General features: G+C 36.6%; 18 protein-coding genes and 1 pseudogene. 3 read left to right on the top strand and 16 right to left on the bottom strand.

The window, feature by feature from the left end:
• Nucleotides 1-14: 14 nt before the first annotated feature.
• The 3 genes from BST92_RS09360 to BST92_RS09350 are packed head-to-tail and all read right to left on the bottom strand — an operon-like array spanning nucleotide 15 to nucleotide 2128.
• Nucleotides 15-386 (bottom strand): four helix bundle protein, encoded by a 372-nt coding sequence (locus BST92_RS09360; RefSeq protein WP_105071211.1) that lies wholly within the window; start codon nucleotides 384-386, stop codon nucleotides 15-17.
• 36 nt (nucleotides 387-422) lie between these two features.
• Nucleotides 423-950: a DUF1697 domain-containing protein gene (locus BST92_RS09355; protein WP_105071210.1), complete on the bottom strand. Its 528-nt coding sequence runs from the start codon at nucleotides 948-950 to the stop codon at nucleotides 423-425.
• Nucleotides 950-2128: a 3-hydroxyacyl-CoA dehydrogenase NAD-binding domain-containing protein gene (locus BST92_RS09350; RefSeq protein ID WP_105071209.1), complete on the bottom strand. Its 1179-nt coding sequence runs from the start codon at nucleotides 2126-2128 to the stop codon at nucleotides 950-952. Before BST92_RS09350 ends, BST92_RS09355 begins: the two co-directional genes overlap by 1 nt.
• A 247-nt stretch (nucleotides 2129-2375) precedes the next feature.
• Between BST92_RS09350 and BST92_RS09345 the strand changes: the two genes are divergently transcribed.
• The gene (locus tag BST92_RS09345; RefSeq protein ID WP_105071208.1) at nucleotides 2376-4031 is read left to right on the top strand and encodes a SulP family inorganic anion transporter; all 1656 of its coding nucleotides are present in this window, start codon (nucleotides 2376-2378) and stop codon (nucleotides 4029-4031) included.
• Nucleotides 4032-4039: 8 nt separating this feature from the next.
• Here the strand turns inward: BST92_RS09345 and BST92_RS09340 are convergent, their stop codons facing one another.
• The 8 genes and pseudogenes from BST92_RS09340 to paaE all read right to left on the bottom strand — a co-directional run bounded on the left by BST92_RS09340 (nucleotide 4040) and on the right by paaE (nucleotide 9831).
• Nucleotides 4040-4822, bottom strand: coding sequence for an enoyl-CoA hydratase-related protein (locus BST92_RS09340; RefSeq protein WP_105071207.1), 783 nt, complete (start codon nucleotides 4820-4822; stop codon nucleotides 4040-4042).
• Nucleotides 4823-4926: 104 nt separating this feature from the next.
• On the bottom strand, nucleotides 4927-5430 hold the full coding sequence (gene paaD, locus BST92_RS09335) for a 1,2-phenylacetyl-CoA epoxidase subunit PaaD (protein ID WP_105072236.1): 504 nt from the start codon (nucleotides 5428-5430) through the stop codon (nucleotides 4927-4929).
• Nucleotides 5431-5511: 81 nt separating this feature from the next.
• Nucleotides 5512-5832 (bottom strand): annotated as a pseudogene (locus BST92_RS15350) (four helix bundle protein); the annotation flags it as partial.
• Between the two features lie 70 nt (nucleotides 5833-5902).
• Nucleotides 5903-6706, bottom strand: coding sequence for a 1,2-phenylacetyl-CoA epoxidase subunit PaaC (gene paaC / locus BST92_RS09325; protein ID WP_105071206.1), 804 nt, complete (start codon nucleotides 6704-6706; stop codon nucleotides 5903-5905).
• Between the two features lie 49 nt (nucleotides 6707-6755).
• Nucleotides 6756-7100, bottom strand: a complete 345-nt coding sequence (locus tag BST92_RS09320; RefSeq protein ID WP_105071205.1) for a four helix bundle protein — start codon at nucleotides 7098-7100, stop codon at nucleotides 6756-6758.
• A 69-nt stretch (nucleotides 7101-7169) separates the two neighbouring features.
• Nucleotides 7170-7454: a 1,2-phenylacetyl-CoA epoxidase subunit PaaB gene (gene paaB / locus BST92_RS09315; protein ID WP_105071204.1), complete on the bottom strand. Its 285-nt coding sequence runs from the start codon at nucleotides 7452-7454 to the stop codon at nucleotides 7170-7172.
• Between the two features lie 93 nt (nucleotides 7455-7547).
• Nucleotides 7548-8507: a 1,2-phenylacetyl-CoA epoxidase subunit PaaA gene (gene paaA, locus BST92_RS09310; protein WP_105072235.1), complete on the bottom strand. Its 960-nt coding sequence runs from the start codon at nucleotides 8505-8507 to the stop codon at nucleotides 7548-7550.
• Nucleotides 8508-8754: 247 nt separating this feature from the next.
• The gene (gene paaE / locus BST92_RS09305) at nucleotides 8755-9831 is read right to left on the bottom strand and encodes a 1,2-phenylacetyl-CoA epoxidase subunit PaaE (RefSeq protein ID WP_105071203.1); all 1077 of its coding nucleotides are present in this window, start codon (nucleotides 9829-9831) and stop codon (nucleotides 8755-8757) included.
• A 194-nt stretch (nucleotides 9832-10025) separates the two neighbouring features.
• Here paaE and BST92_RS09300 point away from each other — a divergent pair, with 194 nt between their 5' ends.
• The gene (locus tag BST92_RS09300) at nucleotides 10026-10616 is read left to right on the top strand and encodes a hypothetical protein (RefSeq protein WP_105071202.1); all 591 of its coding nucleotides are present in this window, start codon (nucleotides 10026-10028) and stop codon (nucleotides 10614-10616) included.
• 111 nt (nucleotides 10617-10727) lie between these two features.
• Here BST92_RS09300 and BST92_RS09295 read toward each other — a convergent pair whose 3' ends face one another.
• The 4 genes from BST92_RS09295 to BST92_RS09280 form a co-directional block, all read right to left on the bottom strand.
• Nucleotides 10728-12248, bottom strand: coding sequence for a GH3 family acyl-acid amido synthetase (locus BST92_RS09295; RefSeq protein ID WP_105071201.1), 1521 nt, complete (start codon nucleotides 12246-12248; stop codon nucleotides 10728-10730).
• Between the two features lie 136 nt (nucleotides 12249-12384).
• Nucleotides 12385-13248, bottom strand: a complete 864-nt coding sequence (locus BST92_RS09290; RefSeq protein WP_105071200.1) for a hydroxymethylglutaryl-CoA lyase — start codon at nucleotides 13246-13248, stop codon at nucleotides 12385-12387.
• A gap of 228 nt (nucleotides 13249-13476) precedes the next feature.
• Nucleotides 13477-14094, bottom strand: coding sequence for a LysE family translocator (locus BST92_RS09285; RefSeq protein ID WP_105071199.1), 618 nt, complete (start codon nucleotides 14092-14094; stop codon nucleotides 13477-13479).
• A complete protein-coding gene (locus BST92_RS09280; protein WP_105071198.1) occupies nucleotides 14091-15137 on the bottom strand; it encodes a quinone-dependent dihydroorotate dehydrogenase in 1047 nt (348 codons plus the stop codon). The genes BST92_RS09285 and BST92_RS09280 overlap by 4 nt, the downstream gene beginning before the upstream one ends.
• Nucleotides 15138-15212: 75 nt before the next feature.
• Between BST92_RS09280 and lpdA the strand changes: the two genes are divergently transcribed.
• A complete protein-coding gene (gene lpdA / locus BST92_RS09275; RefSeq protein WP_105071197.1) occupies nucleotides 15213-16604 on the top strand; it encodes a dihydrolipoyl dehydrogenase in 1392 nt (463 codons plus the stop codon).
• A gap of 56 nt (nucleotides 16605-16660) precedes the next feature.
• On the opposite strand, the gene BST92_RS09270 is transcribed toward lpdA, so the two are convergent.
• Nucleotides 16661-17551 (bottom strand): hypothetical protein, encoded by an 891-nt coding sequence (locus BST92_RS09270; RefSeq protein WP_105071196.1) that lies wholly within the window; start codon nucleotides 17549-17551, stop codon nucleotides 16661-16663.
• Nucleotides 17552-17561 lie beyond the last annotated feature (10 nt).

Here is a 17561-nt window from a genome sequence, read left to right as displayed (position 1 = left end):
GGTGAGTAAATGTCTTACTTATTTTTAAGACTTCGCCTTAACGATGATATCATTTTACCAATTTCGGTTAAATCTTTTCTATTAGCTTCAAAAGTATCGTGTGTGATATACTGCCTTAGAAACGCCTTAGAATTCCAAGTTACACACTCGTGACTACTATCCCAAGCCATTTTTAAATATCTATTAAAATTTGCATCTGTACTTCCATATCCCTCAGAAATATTTGCAGCGATAGAATCAGCTGCTCTTGCATATTGAGAAGACAATCTATAAAGTTCTTTTTTGGGAAAACTCTCTGATAAAACATTTATCTTTTCACCAAAAGCCATAGCCTTTTGATAAACAATCAGATCTTCAAATTTAAAATGATACTTACTTTCAAACATAATTGCATTATTAAACTAACTTTATAACTAACAGACTCAAAGACTCACTAACTTAGTTGTAGTGTTATAATTACGCATTGTTGATGTCACACCTAGTTTCTTTTCAAACCATGCATTAGTCATTTTAGTCTTGCCAAAACCTACTCCGCAATAGAAATACATCACATCATCTACTATTTTAAAGGTTTCGATTTCTGTGGAGAATGACATCACCTCATCAATCTTTTCTGTAACTGGAATCTTATCGAAAAAGCCAAAACTCATGAATTTAGAATTCTCAATAGTTCTCGTTTCAAAAGGGTTTACTTTTAGTATATCTTTAATCGCAGATTGTTCACGCACAATTACAGGAACATTTAAATCAAATTCTGCTTTCAATAAATCTGCAATAATCTGCTCACAAGTAGTTATATCTAAATCGGCATTAAAAACAATATTACCAGATTGTATATAAGTGGTCGCGTCACAAAATGGAGTTGCTTTAAGAGCTTCTCTTAAAAGTGCCATTGGTAATTTATTCTTACCACTAACATTAACACCACGCAATAAAGCAACATATCTCATTACAGCGAGAATTTAGTTCCAGCAGCATTCATTTTACGTAAAATCGGCGAGCATCTGTAGCGATCTTCTCGGTACAAATCATACATCGCGTCCAGTCCGTTTACACACCATTCTATTCCTTTTTCGTTTGCCCAGGCGAGTAATCCTTTTGGATAATTCACGCCTTTGGTCATCGCGCTATCTATTCCTTGTGCCGTTGCTATGTTTAGAAATAAGGCATCTGCCGCCTCATTGATTAACATAACGAGTACACGATCTTGAATTTCTTTTATGAGTTCAGGTGATTTTACTGGGTCCGCTTTCGCGAAAGCGTGCTCACTATCCACATTTACATAATCATAAAATCCTCTACCTGATTTACGACCTAGCCAGCCAGCTTCCATCAATCGTTTTTGAGTTAAAGATGGCTTGTAACGAGGATCAAAATAGAAGGCAGCAAAAACAGTTTCGGTCACCACATAATTCACATCGTGACCTATATAATCCATCAATTCAAAAGGTCCCATTTTAAAACCAAGTCCTTTCAAGGCATAGTCTATTGTGGCAAAACTCGCCATTCCTTCTTCATAAATACGCAACGATTCACTGTAAAATGGTCGCGCCACACGATTAACTATGAAACCTGGAGTATCCTTTGCTACGGCAACTACTTTTTTCCAATTCTCGATAGTAGCCACACAAGTATCTGTAACATTTTGAGCCGTTTGTACGGCAGGAATTACCTCAACAAGCTTCATTAATGGCGCTGGATTAAAAAAGTGAATTCCTATGCAACGCTCTGGTTTATCGAGTGATGCTGCAATACTAGCGATGCTTAGACTAGAAGTGTTTGAAGCTATAATACAGCTGTCAGACACATGAGATTCTAGTTCTTGAAACACCTTTTTCTTAATATCTAGATTCTCAACAATCGCCTCGATAGTTAGATCAGAGTCAGCTAGATCCTTTACCGTACTAACATAAGTGATATTAGATTGAATGCGACTTTTCTCAGCAGTATCTATTCTACCTTTCTCGATAAGTCGGTTCATTATCTTTTCTAGAGCAGCTTGTGCTTTATCTAGTTGCGCCTGATTAACATCAAACAGTTTTACTTTACAACCAGCAGTGGCAGCTACTTGAGCAATTCCACTTCCCATTGTTCCTGCTCCTATGACTCCTACTTTATTGATATCCATAGATTTAATAATTCACCATTAATTTTTGGCTATTCTTAGTTTCTTTTACTTACCAAATATAATAAGTTACTTAGTCAAGTCATCTAATAAAAATATAAGTCTTGACCGGATACACAATATAAACACATTGATTATTTACCCTTACAATTAAATTATTTTGAACTATTGGGCAATAGGACCTAGATTTGTTTATAAGCTCAAGGCATTACGTTACTTTTATAACTTGCCGACTAAAAAACATTGTACTATGCTTTCTTCTTTTTATGATACTAAAAATTTAAAAGGTGATCTCACTGGTGGTCTAGTCGCTGGTGTTGTTGCACTACCGCTTGCACTAGCATTTGGTGTTCAATCTGGTTTAGGAGCTATTGCTGGACTATATGGTGCTATCGCAGTTGGGATTTTTGCAGCTATCTTTGGTGGTACTGCAACTCAAGCCAGTGGACCTACTGGACCTATGACGGTAGTATCTGCTGCTTTAGTGGTAAAAGCTATTGAACTTACCGGCAGCGTAGAAGCCGCGATGCCTATAATCATACTTACGTTTTTAACTGGTGGGATTATTCAAATGCTTTTTGGCTTTATCAACATAGCTGGATACATTAAATACTTCCCTTATCCTGTGGTATCTGGTTTTATGAGCGGTGTAGGTTTAATCATTATATTACTTCAAATATTCCCGCTTTTTGGAATGGTATCCCCTAAAAACACATTGAAAGTTCTAAGTGACATGCCGTTATTAATAGAAGGCTTTAATTGGCAAGCACTAGTATTAGGATCGTTAACTGTATTCATTTATTATACATTTCCTAAAATTACTAAAGTAATACCTAGTGCACTAGTGGCGTTGATAGTTGTTTCTGTTGTTGCTTATTTCTTACCGTGGCAAGTGCCTATCATAGGCGATATCCCATCTGGATTACCTTCTTTGAAATTAAACGGAATTTTAGATATTGACTCGAGTGCCTATGCACTTGTGGCCGAATATGCCTTAGTACTAGCTGTTTTAGGTTCTATAGACTCTTTGCTTACATCAGTCATTGCAGATAATATGACTAAAACAAAACATAATAGCAATAGAGAATTAATAGGTCAAGGAATAGGGAACATGGTTGCTGCGATATTTGGTGGTATTCCAGGTGCTGGAGCTACAAAAGGAACAGTAGTAAATATAAATTCTGGTGGAAAAACACGCTTGTCAGGTGTGTTACATGGATTATTTCTTGCAGCAGTTTTACTAGGTTTGAGTGGTCTTGCAGCGCATATTCCACTAGCTGTTCTTGCCGGAATTTTGATTCCTATCGGTTTTAAAATTATAGATACAAAAGGATTGAAGCATTTACTTGCGGTACCGCGTGCAGATGCAGTGGTTTTAATTATCGTACTGTTGATGACCACATTTGGTAGTCTCATACAAGCGGTAGGAATCGGAGTGATACTGGCATCCTTACTATTTATGAAACGCGCAAGCGATCTAGGAGAAAAAGGACTAGAAGTAGGAACTCTTGCAGGATTTGACGGTGAACAACCTTGGAAAGACGAGCAAGAGTTATATGATACTTTTAAGGATCAAATTTATATAAAGCACCTCTATGGACCATTGTTCTTCGGTTTCACGTCACACTTTCAAGAAACTATTAAAGCTCTTTCTCCAGAAGTAAAAGCGTTGATAATTCGTCTAGATCGAGTTCCATACATAGATCAATCTGGTTTGTATGCTTTAGAAAATGCTGTTCTAGACTTAGAAAAACGTGGTGTAAGAGTAGTTCTTACCGGTTTACAAGAACAACCTAAAGATAAATTAGAATCGATTGATATCATACCAGATTTAGTAAGTGAATCTGAGACTTTTGCAACTATAGAAGAAGCCTTTGAGTACTTAAAAAATTATTTTAAATTATAAAAACTGTTCTATTTTCCTTTAAAAACAGGTTTACGTTTCTCCATAAAACTCGACACACCTTCAGCATAATCTTCTGTGGATGCGCTTTCTATTTGTAGTTTTGACTCTAGAACTAGTTGCTCTTCTACCGTATTGTAAAATGATTGATTGAGTGCTTTTTTAGTATTAGCTAACGCTACTGTAGGTAATGCTGCTAGTTTTTGAGCGGTCTTTTGAGCTGTTTCAATAAAATCTGCGTCAGGAATGGCTTTATAGATCATTCCCATTTGGTCAGCTTCTGGTGCTGTAATTTTATCAGCCAGCATCATCGCGGCACTTGCTTTACCAAAACCGATGAGTCTAGGTAAAAAGAAGGTTCCCGCACTATCTGGAATCAGACCGATTTTAGAAAATGCCTGAATGAATGCAGCACCTTCTGTAGCAATAACCACATCACAACACAAGGCGATATTTGCTCCGGCACCAGCGGCTACTCCATTTACTGCAGCAACAACTGGTTTTTCAAGGTTTCTAATTTTTAAAACTATAGGATTATAATGATCGTCTAGAATCGCTTTAAAACCTGGATTCAAATCTGGATTTGTGATTTCTTGAATGTCCTGACCGGCACAAAAGGCTTTTCCTTCTCCTATAATCATCACAGCTCTCACTTCATCGTTTGAAGCACATTGATCGAGTGCGTCCTGCAAGGCAAATGCCATCTCGCGGTTAAAGGAATTGAATACTTGTGGTCTATTTAAAGTTATGGTTGCAACGCCGTTATTGACTTGTAGCAAGATAGAATCTGACATTAAATGATGTATATTAAATATCGTCTTCGACAAGCTCAGACTGATATTTTAGTTTTAAAAATTTATTTAAAGATAGTGGTTGTTACGCTTTCGCGAAAGCGTTCTTATTTCAAACACTTAAAGTAATCAAAAGGCTCTAGACAGTCCTCACATTGAAACATTGCTTTACACGCTGTAGAACCAAACTGACTGACCAGCTTCGTATTCTTTGAGCCACAATTGGTACATTTTACCAGTTTCTTATCGTTAAGAAGTACATCTTTATCGGCAGTTTCTTCTAGTGGTGCAGCAATACCGTATTCTTCTAGCGCTTTACGACCACGTTCGGTAATCCAGTCAGTTGTCCACGGCGGACTCATAATTAATTGTATGTGAGTTGTGTAACCGTGAACTGCAAATGCTCGCTCTAGATCATCGCCTATAACATCCATCGCTGGACAGCCGCTATAAGTAGGTGTGAGTTTTATGGTGATTTCTTTTCCTTCAACTAAAACTTCTCTTATTACACCTAGATCTACGACGTTTAATACAGGTATTTCAGGATCGGCAACTTCTTCTAGAATGGCAAGAATCTCTTTTGGTAAAGATTCGAATATTTGATCTGCCATACTTGAAGAAGTTGAACTCGAACTTGAATCTGAACTCGAATTTAAATTTGATAAATTATTCATTTGAATTTTAATTAGAGTTACTATAATTCTTATTAATTCATCATTTTCTTTTACCAGATCTTTACAATCATCCACGCTGATTAGATCTGCTTTCCTTTGAATGTTTAAATTCCTCAAACTTTCACGTAGTTCCTTTAAAGAAATACGTAGTTTATTGATTCGATCTTTAGAAGTACCTGCGCCTAGAGCTTCTCCATAATTGAGAGCCGATGAACATGAAGAACGAATAATTTGCTGAGCAAGATATTGACCAGCATAAGAAGTAGGCATTTTGATATACAATTTAATAATTGCCGCCGCAAAATCCTCTAATCTTTCTGCTAAGTCTTGATAAGACATCTTAATAATTTAAAATTTCGAGTTACTTCAAATTCGAGTTCGAATTCAAGTTCAAATTCAAATTCAAAGATTACCACTTACTATCTGGATAAGTCCTCTGCATATACTGCATATCTGCAAGGATATAACCCATGTGCTCGCTATGTAATCCTTCTTTACCACCTTTTTGGAAGTATTCTACTTCTGGAATTTTTAATGTCGCTGTAGTAAGTAAATCTTCTACTTTTTCATAGTAATATTCTCTTAATTGCAACATGTCTGGCGCTACACCAGCAGCTATCATAGCATCATCTGCCTTAGTGGTGTGAAACAGCTCATCTGTATAAACCCAAAGGTCATTTACTGCTTGTTGCACTCGCTGATGACTTTCTTCAGTACCATCACCTAATCGTTTTAACCAATCTCCTGAAAAACGCTCATGATAACTTGCTTCTTTGATTCCTTTAAAAGCAAGAGCTCTAAGCGTTTCATCAGCACTTTGTTGTAAAGCTCCTAAAAACATTCTGTTATAGACATCAAAGAAAAACTGACGTACAATCACGTATCCAAAATCTGTATTAGGTTGTTCCACCAATAATACATTCTTATACTCACGCTCTTTTCTTAAGAAAGCAATATCATCCTCAGTGGTTTTATCACCTTTCAACTGTGCGATATATTGGTAAAAACTACGCACTTGCCCTAACATATCTAGCGAAATATTAGTCAATGCTATATCTGGCTCTAGATTAGGTCCATGACCACAAAGTTCGCCTAGACGCTGTCCTAAGATTAAATAATTATCTGCCACACCTAGAAGATAGTCGATCAGGTGTTGTTTGTTTTCCTTGGACTCTAGGAATTGTGGATTTAGTTCTTTTATTGGTTGTTTCATATCTAATGATATTAAACTTAAATCTAAATTTAAATCTAAATTTAAAGGGTTATCGTTTATTTATAATAGCTACTAGAATTCTGATAATTTGTTCCGCTTCATCCTGCAGCTTTGTCAATTGGTCTTTGTTGCTTAAACCAGCTTTGAGTTGGATTTTTAAATTGTTATTGCACTCTTTAATCTCTTTAAGCGATATTCTCAATTTATTGATTTTATCTTTTTCAGTTCCTGCACCAGCAAATTCACTAAAATTTAAAGAGACAGAACCAGAAGATCTTATGAGTTGCTCAGCATAGTATTTAGAAGCGTAAGTTTTAGCAGGCTTGTCAAAAACTACAATTACATCAGCAGCAAAACTGATTAATCGATCTTCTAGATCATACGGTTTACCCATTAATTTTAAATTTAAGTTTCAACTTAAGTTTAGATTTAAGAATTAAAACACATGTAAAAGCTGTGCTTATTACATGTGTTTTAATTCTTCAGGTAACTCATAAAAAGTAGGATGTCTATAGACTTTATCGCTAGCAGGTTCAAATAATTCGCCGCTGTCCTCTGGACTGCTAGCTGTTATATTTTTAGATTCTACTACCCAAATACTTACACCTTCATTTCTACGAGTATACACGTCACGAGCATTGTTTAATGCCATTTCAGCATCTTCGGCATGTAAGCTACCGCAATGCCTGTGTTCTAATCCGTTTTTAGATCTTATAAAAACTTCCCAAAGTGGAATTTCTTGACTCATAATTAGTTGTAATTAATTTGCCAGCCTGAGCTTGTCGATGGTGATTCATACCCAATCAGCTTCGACAAGTTCAGCTTGACAGTAGGGATATAATTATACCGCTTGTGCAGTTTCTTTTCTCGTTTTCTGTTTAGCCGCATATGCAGTAGCTGCTTCCCGTACCCAAGCGCCGTTTTCCCACGCATTGCGACGGTCATCTAGACGTTTCTTGTTCATAGGTCCGTGGCCTTTTACTACTTGCCAGAACTCGTCCCAATCGATTTCGCCAAAATCATAGCTTCCCTTTTCATCATTCCATTTTAAATCTGGATCTGGAATAGTAAGTCCTAGAAGTTCTGCTTGTGGAACTGTTTGATCTATAAATTGCTGGCGTAATTCATCATTTGTCTTACGCTTTAACTTCCATTTCATGGATTGCTCTGTATGCGTACTTGCCGCATCTGTAGGACCTAACATCATCAATGACGGCCACCACCAGCGATTCAATGCATCTTGTGCCATTTCTTTTTGTTCTTCACTACCGTTACATAGCGATAACATGATTTCATATCCTTGACGCTGGTGAAAACTTTCTTCCTTACAAACACGTACCATAGCACGAGCATAAGGTCCAAAAGAAGTACTACACAATGGTACCTGATTGATAATCGCAGCACCATCCACTAGCCAGCCTATCGCTCCCATATCTGCCCAAGTCATGGTAGGATAATTAAAAATAGAAGAATACTTTGCTTTTCCTGAATGTAAATCTTCATAAAGTTGCTCACGAGTGATACCTAAAGTTTCACAAGCGCTGTATAAATAGAGTCCATGTCCAGCCTCATCTTGCACCTTAGCAAGTAACGCTACTTTGCGTCGCAATGATGGTGCACGTGTAATCCAGTTACCTTCTGGCAACATCCCTACAATTTCAGAATGAGCGTGCTGGGATATTTGTCTGATATGTGTCTTGCGATACTTTTCAGGCATCCAGTCCTTAGGCTCAATCTTTTCATCTCTCGCAATTTTAGCATCAAATTGCGCTTCTAAATTTTTGATTTCTGCTTCACTCATCTTTTTTATTTTTAATTCCTGCGCAGGCAGGAATCTCTGTGGATTCATCACCTGCAATTGGTTTATACTTTACTTTGTTAAACCGTTTTACAAAACGACTTTAATTTACTTCTGATTATTGCTTACTGTAATTCCGCTTTCGCGAAAGCGAGATAGCAAGCACCTTTATAACATATTACTAATCTGAATTACTAGAACCAAATTTGGACAACTCAGCTTAGAGATTCCTGCCTGCGCAGGAATTTGGTTACACATCATAATCCACCACTAATTTTTTACTCGTTGGTACACTCACACAACTAAGCACAAATCCTTTTTCTACCTCTTCATCAGTCAAAGCGTAGTTAACTTTCATCTCGACGGTTCCTTCCACCACTTTACATTTACAAGTGCTGCACACGCCGCCTTTACAAGCATATGGCAAATCTGCTCCAGCACCTATGGCACCATCTAGGACATTATCATAATCATCGCCTAGAACAAAATGAAATTCTTTACTTCCATCAATAATTGTAACATCCACTCCATCAACTTTTTTCTCTAGTGCTGCAGCGGCTCTGGCCTTATCTGCATCGCTTAATCCACTTACAAAGAGTTCAAAATGAACATTTTCTTTTTTCATTCCTGCCGCCACGAGTTCATCTCTTATCAAGAAAATCATCTCTTCTGGACCACAAATAAATGCATGGTCTGTATGCGGTGCGTTGATTAAAGTTTTAGTAAGCGTTTGTAATTTTTCTTGATCAAAACGCCCATTAAACAATGGAATATCTCTATGCTCACGACTTAAAAAATAAAACACTTCAAAACGACTTAAATACTTGTTTTTGAGCGCTTCAATCTCTTCCTTAAAGATAATCGATTTTACGGTTCTATTAAGGTAGAATAACTTGAATTTTGCATTAGGCTCACTAGCAAGGTGCGTCTTAATAATACTCAACATAGGTGTGATTCCACTACCTGCGGCAAATGCTATGTAGTTTTTGGCATCATTCTCTTCTGACTCTTCGATTCCAAAATCACCGCTAGGTGCAGCAACTTGCAATACATCACCAGTCTTTAACTCACGATTTACATAAGTTGAAAATTTACCTTCAAAGATTTCCTTAACTGCAACCTTCCACTCATTATCTAGCGGACTACTACATAAAGAATAACTGCGTCGCACATCTTCACCATTTATCATAGCGCGCAAAGTCAAAAACTGTCCTGGACGATAATTAAATTCTTCTTTAAGTTCTTGTGGAACGTCAAAGGCTATTACCGTGGTATCATCTGTCTCTTTATAGACTTGAGATAATGTTATGTTATGAAAGCTGTTCACAGATATTAAGTCGTTAAGTTTACACAAAACTAACACTTGTTAGTTTGGAAAACAAATATGTTACTTTCTAGCTGTTTAAACTAATAAAATGAGATGATTGTAGTTTACTATTGCGAAAACGGAATTAGAATAACACCCAATCTTTAACTTCATTTTCACGACTAAAAACGTACAGCTCTATTATATTGCGAGATATGCAATACCCTAACATTACAGCTCCAGATTCCATCTTAAAAGAGGCAGAAAAAGCGATGTCTTTCTATCCTGCTTTAAAAGAAACAGAAATAGAATTTAAGTTTAATGACATGGTACGCAAAAACTTTATGCAGGCACAACCTACCTGGAAAAGCTTATTTAAGTCACGTAAGAACCGCAGTTACATCATTTTAATAAGCAAGGAATTTAAAGTAGAAAATGAAATTTTTACTATTAAAGAAATTCCTAGCGATGTTCTTACTGGCTGGCTAGGTCATGAATTAGGTCACGTGATGGACTATAGATCACGTTCTACCATAGATATGATTTTCTTTGGCCTTAAATATTTATATTCTCATTCTCATATTCAAGAGGTAGAACGCGCGGCAGACGATTATGCCGTGCGCCACGGTATGGGAGAATATATTTTAAAAACTAAAAATTTTATTCTTAACCATACCAGCCTATCTGAGAAATATAAAAAGCACATGCGTAAATTCTATCTTTCTCCTGAGGAGATTTTAGAATTGATTAACCGTTATGGAGAAACTGGAGAAAAACCTACTAAGGAAGAGCTGGCGCCTAATTAGTTGGTTAGTCGTTGAGTTGGTGAGTTCGTGAGTTCGTGAGTTTTTTTTGCTGGGCAAAAAAATCGGTTGGTTCTGATAGTATGTTCCTCAAAGACTCAGAGACTCACAAACTCAAAGACTACTCACAAACTCTTCCCAGGCTTTAAACTTCTCTTCATCCATTACTTTTTCCATTTTTACCTGACCACCTTTTTTCTTATTATGGTCGTTCCATTGTGCAAACGTTTCTGGTTGTACTTTATGAACTTGCACACCTTTTAAAGCTTTACTTCTGGCAACTTTATAATTTTTATTAGCTTCTTGAAGTGATAAATCTAGTGCCTCAGCAAGTTCCATTTCTGAGGTTTCTGTTTCTGTACCTAGATACCATACGTGTTGAAATTCTCCATCGATTTTCTTTACAGACACAGTAAATTCTTTGATGCTGGTATTAAATTTTTCTTGTAATTCTGTAATCGCGGTTTCCATTTTTAAAACTGATAACTGACTACCTACTACGTTTAAGAAAAACTTAGTTCTTCCTGTTATTTTAATTTCGGCTTTTTCTACATCTGTAAATTTAATAGTATCACCTATTAGATAGCGCCACGCACCAGAAACGGTAGATATAATTAATGCATAATCTACCTCTGGTTGCACCTCGGCCATGGTTAGAACTGGTGCATTATTAGAAATACTACCATCTTGTTCAACATACTCTGGCTGGAACGGTACAAATTCAAAATAAATACCGCCATCGGTAATCAATTGCATAGAACTAGATTCTGGACGTTGTTGACATGCGATAAAACCTTCACTAGCTAGATAGGTATCTACTATCTGGACAGGCTTTGAAAATAATTTTTCAAAACTTGATCGGTAAGGTTCAAATGCCACACCACCAGAAGTATAGACTGATAGATTAGGCCATATGTCATGTATAGAATCTACTTTATGATAATCCATCACTTTTTTGAGCATCATTTCTAACCATGATGGGATACCGCTTAACATTCCTATATCCCAGTTTTTGGCTTCTTCGGCTATTTTTTGAACACGTTCATCCCAGTCATCAATAGAGGATATTTCTTTTCCTGGCCTGTAAAATGAATCTAGAAATTCAGGAATATTACTGGCTGATATACCACTAATTTCACCTATTGTAAAACCATCTTCTTCACTTAAATCTGTCGAACTACCTAGTGCAAGCACTTCACTTTCAAAAACATCGGTAGGCAAATCAAAATTAGTCAACGCGCTTACCTGTCTGGTTCCTGCAGTTTTAATGGCAGCAATCATTTCATCTGTTACAGGTATGGTTTTAGATTTTTTTCCAGTTGTACCACTTGACCTAGCAAGAAATTTTGGCACACCTGGCCATGTGATATCAGGTTTCCCTTCTTTCATGCGAGACCACCATTGCTCATCCATTTTGTGATAGTCATAAAATGGTATCGCTTCCGCGAAAGCGTGCTCCATATCATCATCTTCTAGAATGTTGTTGAAGTCATAATAAAGACCAAAAGAGGTTTTCTTTGCCGTTTTCAATAAATACTCCAAGACTTTGCGCTGTGCAACCACATGATCAGATGTTGCGGTTATAGTCTCGTGTAGATTTAATGCTGTCTTAATTATAGGACCTAATAGTGCCATGGTATAGTGGTTTATACCAAAAATAGCCCTTTAGACGCCTGTGCTAGGTTAAGATTCTGATAAGATTTTAAGCACGAAGAAATTTACGTGTTTAGCCTAATGACTCATGGAACTAGACTACTAAAATAATTACAGCCTAATGATATTTAGTAAAAATCTTTGTTGCCTCATTATAGCTACTTTCAAAAGACATCGCGTTTACATTAGTATCTGCTTTAACCGTATTAAAATAGCTCACCATTTTTTCAGTAGGCATATTCCCTGTAAGATCATCTTTTGCCATAGGACAACCACCAAAACCTTGAATCGCACCATCAAAACGGCGGCAACCAGCTCTATAAGCAGCATCTACTTTCTCATGCCATGTAGTAGGTGTGGTATGCAAATGTGCACCAAATTCGATCTCAGGATATTTAGGAATCAAGTTAGAAAACAAATAGGTAATTGTTTCAGGATCTGAGCTACCTATGGTATCTGAAAGTGATAAAATCTTAACGCCCATATTATATAACTTCTCTGTCCATTCTCCTACGATTTCTACATTCCAAGGATCTCCATAAGGATTACCAAAGCCCATCGAGATATAAACTACTAATTCTTTATCATGCTTTTGTGCCAGATCTATAACCTCTTGCAGTAAATCTACACTTTGAGCTATCGTTTTATGGGTATTACGCATTTGAAAGTTCTCTGAAATCGAGAATGGATAACCCAAATATTGAATCTCTGGATGCTCACATGCAGCTTGCGCACCTCGTAGGTTTGCAATAATAGCAAGTAGTTTAGATTCAGTTTTTGAAAGATCAAGTTTTGAAAGAACCTCAGCCGTATCCACCAGTTGTGGTATAGCTTTGGGAGAAACAAAACTACCAAAGTCTATAGTATCAAAACCACATCGCAATAAGGACTGAAGATATTGCACCTTCAAATCTGTAGGGATAAATTCTTTTATTCCTTGCATCGCGTCACGTGGACATTCTATGATTTTCACCTTTTCCATCAGCGTGTAAAGATAATGTGGATTTAAGGTTTACGAAAACGATTTCAACTTCTTATTTTTAACGCAAAAAGCCTCTTAAAAACTAAGAGACCTTAAGGTTCAAGCAAAAATTAAGGGGAAGTTTAATTTTTAATTGTAATTTCTTTTCTATCAAATCTGAGTTCAAATATGAATGATAAGAATCACATAAATATCACAAACTTATGAAACCCTAGAAAAGCGTTCCTTTTAAGGAATCAGTATCGCCACCGCAATCCCTATAAAAACAACGATCTGCGTCCATTTCATAACTGGCGCGAACCATTTTGAAGATTTGATAAAACTGGCAGCTTTACCGGCAAGCAAAGCAATCGTGTAAAAAGTCAGTAAAGAAACAAGCATAAAAACGCCACCTAGCAAATAGATTTGAATCCAATCGGGATAAGAGTTTGCGATTACAAACTGTGGTAATAAAGCGAGAAAAAACAATGTCACTTTAGGATTCAACAAATTCATGGTGATTCCTGTTTTGTATAGTTTCCATAGACTTTGAGAAGAAGCTTTTGAATCGCCAAATTCAATGCTCGCGTCTGACTTAAAGATTTTATAAGCGAGATACAATAAGTAAATGGAACCAGCTATTTTAATGGTATAGAGCAACCACTGATTGTCTCTAATGATTACTGCAAAACCTAAAGCAACAATGGAAGTGTGAACGATGCAGCCTGTGATTAAACCGCTAGCAATTGCGATTCCATATTTAGAACCTCTTGCTACAGATTGTGTGAGTACAAAAATATTATCTGGTCCTGGACTGAGTGCAAGAAGCAGCGTTGCAAATGCAAAGGAGACCAGTGATTCTATCATAACCCTTGAGCGATAATAGCTTTATTTATATCTCTTATCAACTTAGGTCCTTCATAAACAAAACCGGTATACAACTGTACCAGACTTGCTCCTGCATTCAGTTTATCAATCGCATCTTGTGCGGTCATGATACCGCCTACTCCAATTATAGGAAAGGCACCGTTGCTTTTATCATGTAAAAAAGAAATGACTTCAGTAGCGCGATTTGTTAGTGGTGCACCGCTTAGTCCGCCGGCTTGTTTTACTAACGATTCTTCAGACTGCAATCCTTCTCTAGAGATGGTTGTATTTGAAGCAATGACACCATCGATTTTTGTATCTGCCACAATTCCTATGATGTCCATTAATTGATCATCTGTCAAATCTGGAGCAATTTTAAGAAGTATAGGCTTTCTGTTAGCCTTCTTATTATTTAAGTCTTGAAGTGTTTGAAGTATGTACGTTAAAGGCTTTCTATCTTGTAGTTCGCGCAATCCTGGTGTGTTAGGAGAACTAACATTTACAGTAAAATAGTCAACGTGATCAAATAATTTTTCAAAACAAATGATGTAATCATTCACCGCTTCATCATTAGGTGTAAGTTTGTTCTTCCCAATATTTCCACCTATTAAGACGTGATTAGGTTGACCTAGCTTTGGATTTTTTTTCAATCGTTCTACAGCAGCATCTACTCCACCGTTATTGAATCCCATTCTGTTTACAATCGCTTGGTCTTTCTTTAATCTGAACAATCGTTGCCTGGGATTTCCATCTTGCGGCTTTGGTGTCAGCGTTCCTATTTCTATAAATCCAAAACCAAGATTAGAAAATTCTTTAAATGCTTTAGCATCTTTATCAAATCCTGCTGCCATTCCTACTGGATTCTCAAATTGTAAACCGAAGAGTTCTCTTTTAAGAGCTGGATGGTTGGGTTTGAAACGCTTTCGCGAAAGCGCACTAAAACCAGGTACTTTGCTCAATAATTTGATACTTTTAAAAGAAAAATGATGAACCGCCTCTGGATCAAAGGAAAAAAGTAACGGACGTACTATAGATTTATACATAAGAATAAGGTTGCGCAAATTTACAATCCATTAGACTTTATTCCATATTTTTGTGACTCTTAAAAATTGACAGATATGAGTAAATATGATGTAATCGTTTTAGGTAGTGGACCTGGTGGATATGTAACTGCAATACGCGCGTCTCAATTAGGTTTGAAAACTGCTATTGTAGAGAAGGAATCTCTAGGTGGAGTATGTTTGAATTGGGGTTGTATTCCTACAAAAGCATTAATTAAAAGTGCTGATGTTTTCAATTACCTCAACCACGCCGAAGATTATGGTCTTAAAGTTACTGGTGTAGATAAAGATTTTAACGCGGTTGTAAAACGTTCTCGTGATGTCGCTGACGGAATGAGTAAAGGTGTACAGTTCTTATTAAAGAAGAATAAGATAGACGTGATCATGGGTTATGGTACCGTGAAAAAAGGAAAGAAAATTGAGGTGAAAGCTGAAGATGGTTCTACATCGACTGTTGAAGGAAATCATATCATTATTGCAACTGGAGCAAAGTCTCGTGTGCTTCCTAATTTACCACAGGATGGTAAAAAAGTAATAGGTTATCGCGAAGCTATGACACTAGAAAAGCAGCCTAAGAAGATGATCGTGGTAGGATCTGGAGCAATAGGTGTTGAGTTTGCTTATTTCTATAACTCTATGGGAACTGAAGTTACTATTGTAGAGTATGTTGATCGTATTGTACCAGTTGAAGATATTGACGTTTCAAAGCAAATGGAACGTAGCTTTAAAAAAGCAGGTATTAAAATTATGACCTCTAGTGAAGTTACTGGTGTAGATACATCTGGTAATGGCGTTAAAGCAACTGTTAAAACTAAAAAAGGAGAAGAAGTTCTTGAAGCTGATATCGTTTTAAGTGCGGTAGGAATTGAGACTAACTTATCTAACATAGGTCTAGAAGAAGTAGGAATTTCTACAGATCGTGGTAAGGTACTAGTTAACGACTGGTACCAAACTAACATACCTGGATATTATGCCATAGGTGATATTACAGCTGGTCCAGCTCTAGCTCACGTGGCAAGTGCCGAAGGTATTTTATGTGTAGAGAAAATTGCAGATATGCATGTGGAACCACTGGATTATGGAAACATACCTGGTTGCACATACTCTACTCCAGAAATTGCGAGTGTAGGTATGACAGAAGCACAAGCTAAAGAAGCTGGTTATGAATTAAAGGTTGGTAAATTTCCATTCAGCGCATCTGGAAAAGCAAGCGCATCTGGAGCAAAAGATGGTTTTGTAAAAGTGATTTTTGATGCTAAGTATGGTGAATGGTTAGGATGTCACATGATAGGTGCTGGTGTTACTGACATGATTGCCGAGGCAGTTCTAGGTCGTAAACTAGAAACTACTGGTCACGAAGTTTTAAAAGCGGTGCATCCACACCCGACAATGAGTGAAGCGGTAATGGAAGCTGTAGCAGACGCATATGGTGAAGTGATTCACTTATAAAGTAAGATTGATAATAAATCAAAAGCCTCAATTTCAATAAGAAATTGAGGCTTTTTTTATTTTTTATCGATTTCAGGCTTTTCTTTATAAAAGACAAGTTTAACCTCTTCACCTACTATAAGACTTGATAATAGATCGATGGTCTCTCCTTTTCCATCAGATAATTTGATTTTTGCAGTATTAGGAGCTTCTTTACCTTCGTTTAGCGCAGTGACCGTGATTGTATTAACATCATTAGTAAGTTGCAGTTCTATTTCCTTTTGCTTCTTTACCGTACTATATGATGATAAAACATCTTTCCCGTTTAAAGTCACTTTTATAATATCACCATCTACAGTTCCGGGATCCCAAATCATCAATTTTAAATAATCCTGATTCCATATAATATTTACCTTTTCGCCACCTTTCAACCTGTTATCTTCAAAACGGCTCATGAATTGATTCATGTCTATTTTTTGCTTGGTACTATCTGCAATTTTATTAGACTTTGCAACCAATCTTTCAAATCGCTCTGTTCGCTTTTCAATTTTATCAGCAGCGTTAAGACTTAACTCACCATCAATGCAACTTGTTAAATCGTCATAATAACTCTTAAAAGTTCCTTCTACAGCAGCCTTACCGTTAAGTTTTCTGGTTTTACCAGTAAAGTATACATAACAAAAATCAAGTTCAGTAATATCAGACTTGGTATAAATAGTAGAAACTTCTCTGAACTCTAAGGTATTCTTGCGATCATTAAATCGACCAACAATAGAGGATTTAGTCTCGTGATCTCCATTCATATCTGTATAAGAGTATCCCTTAATTAACCCATTGTTTTCAGTAAAATTAACTTTATAAGATATAAAGGTACTGTCTGGTAATTTTAAAAAACCTAAATACTCATGCTCTTGAGCGTTTGATATGACAGAAAACAAGATTACTATAATTAAAAGGTTCTTATTCATTATAAATTAT

The sequence above is a fragment of the Nonlabens arenilitoris genome, assembly GCF_002954765.1.
Taxonomy (GTDB): Bacteria; Bacteroidota; Bacteroidia; order Flavobacteriales; family Flavobacteriaceae; genus Nonlabens; species Nonlabens arenilitoris.
This window is presented reverse-complemented; position numbering and strand designations above follow the sequence as displayed.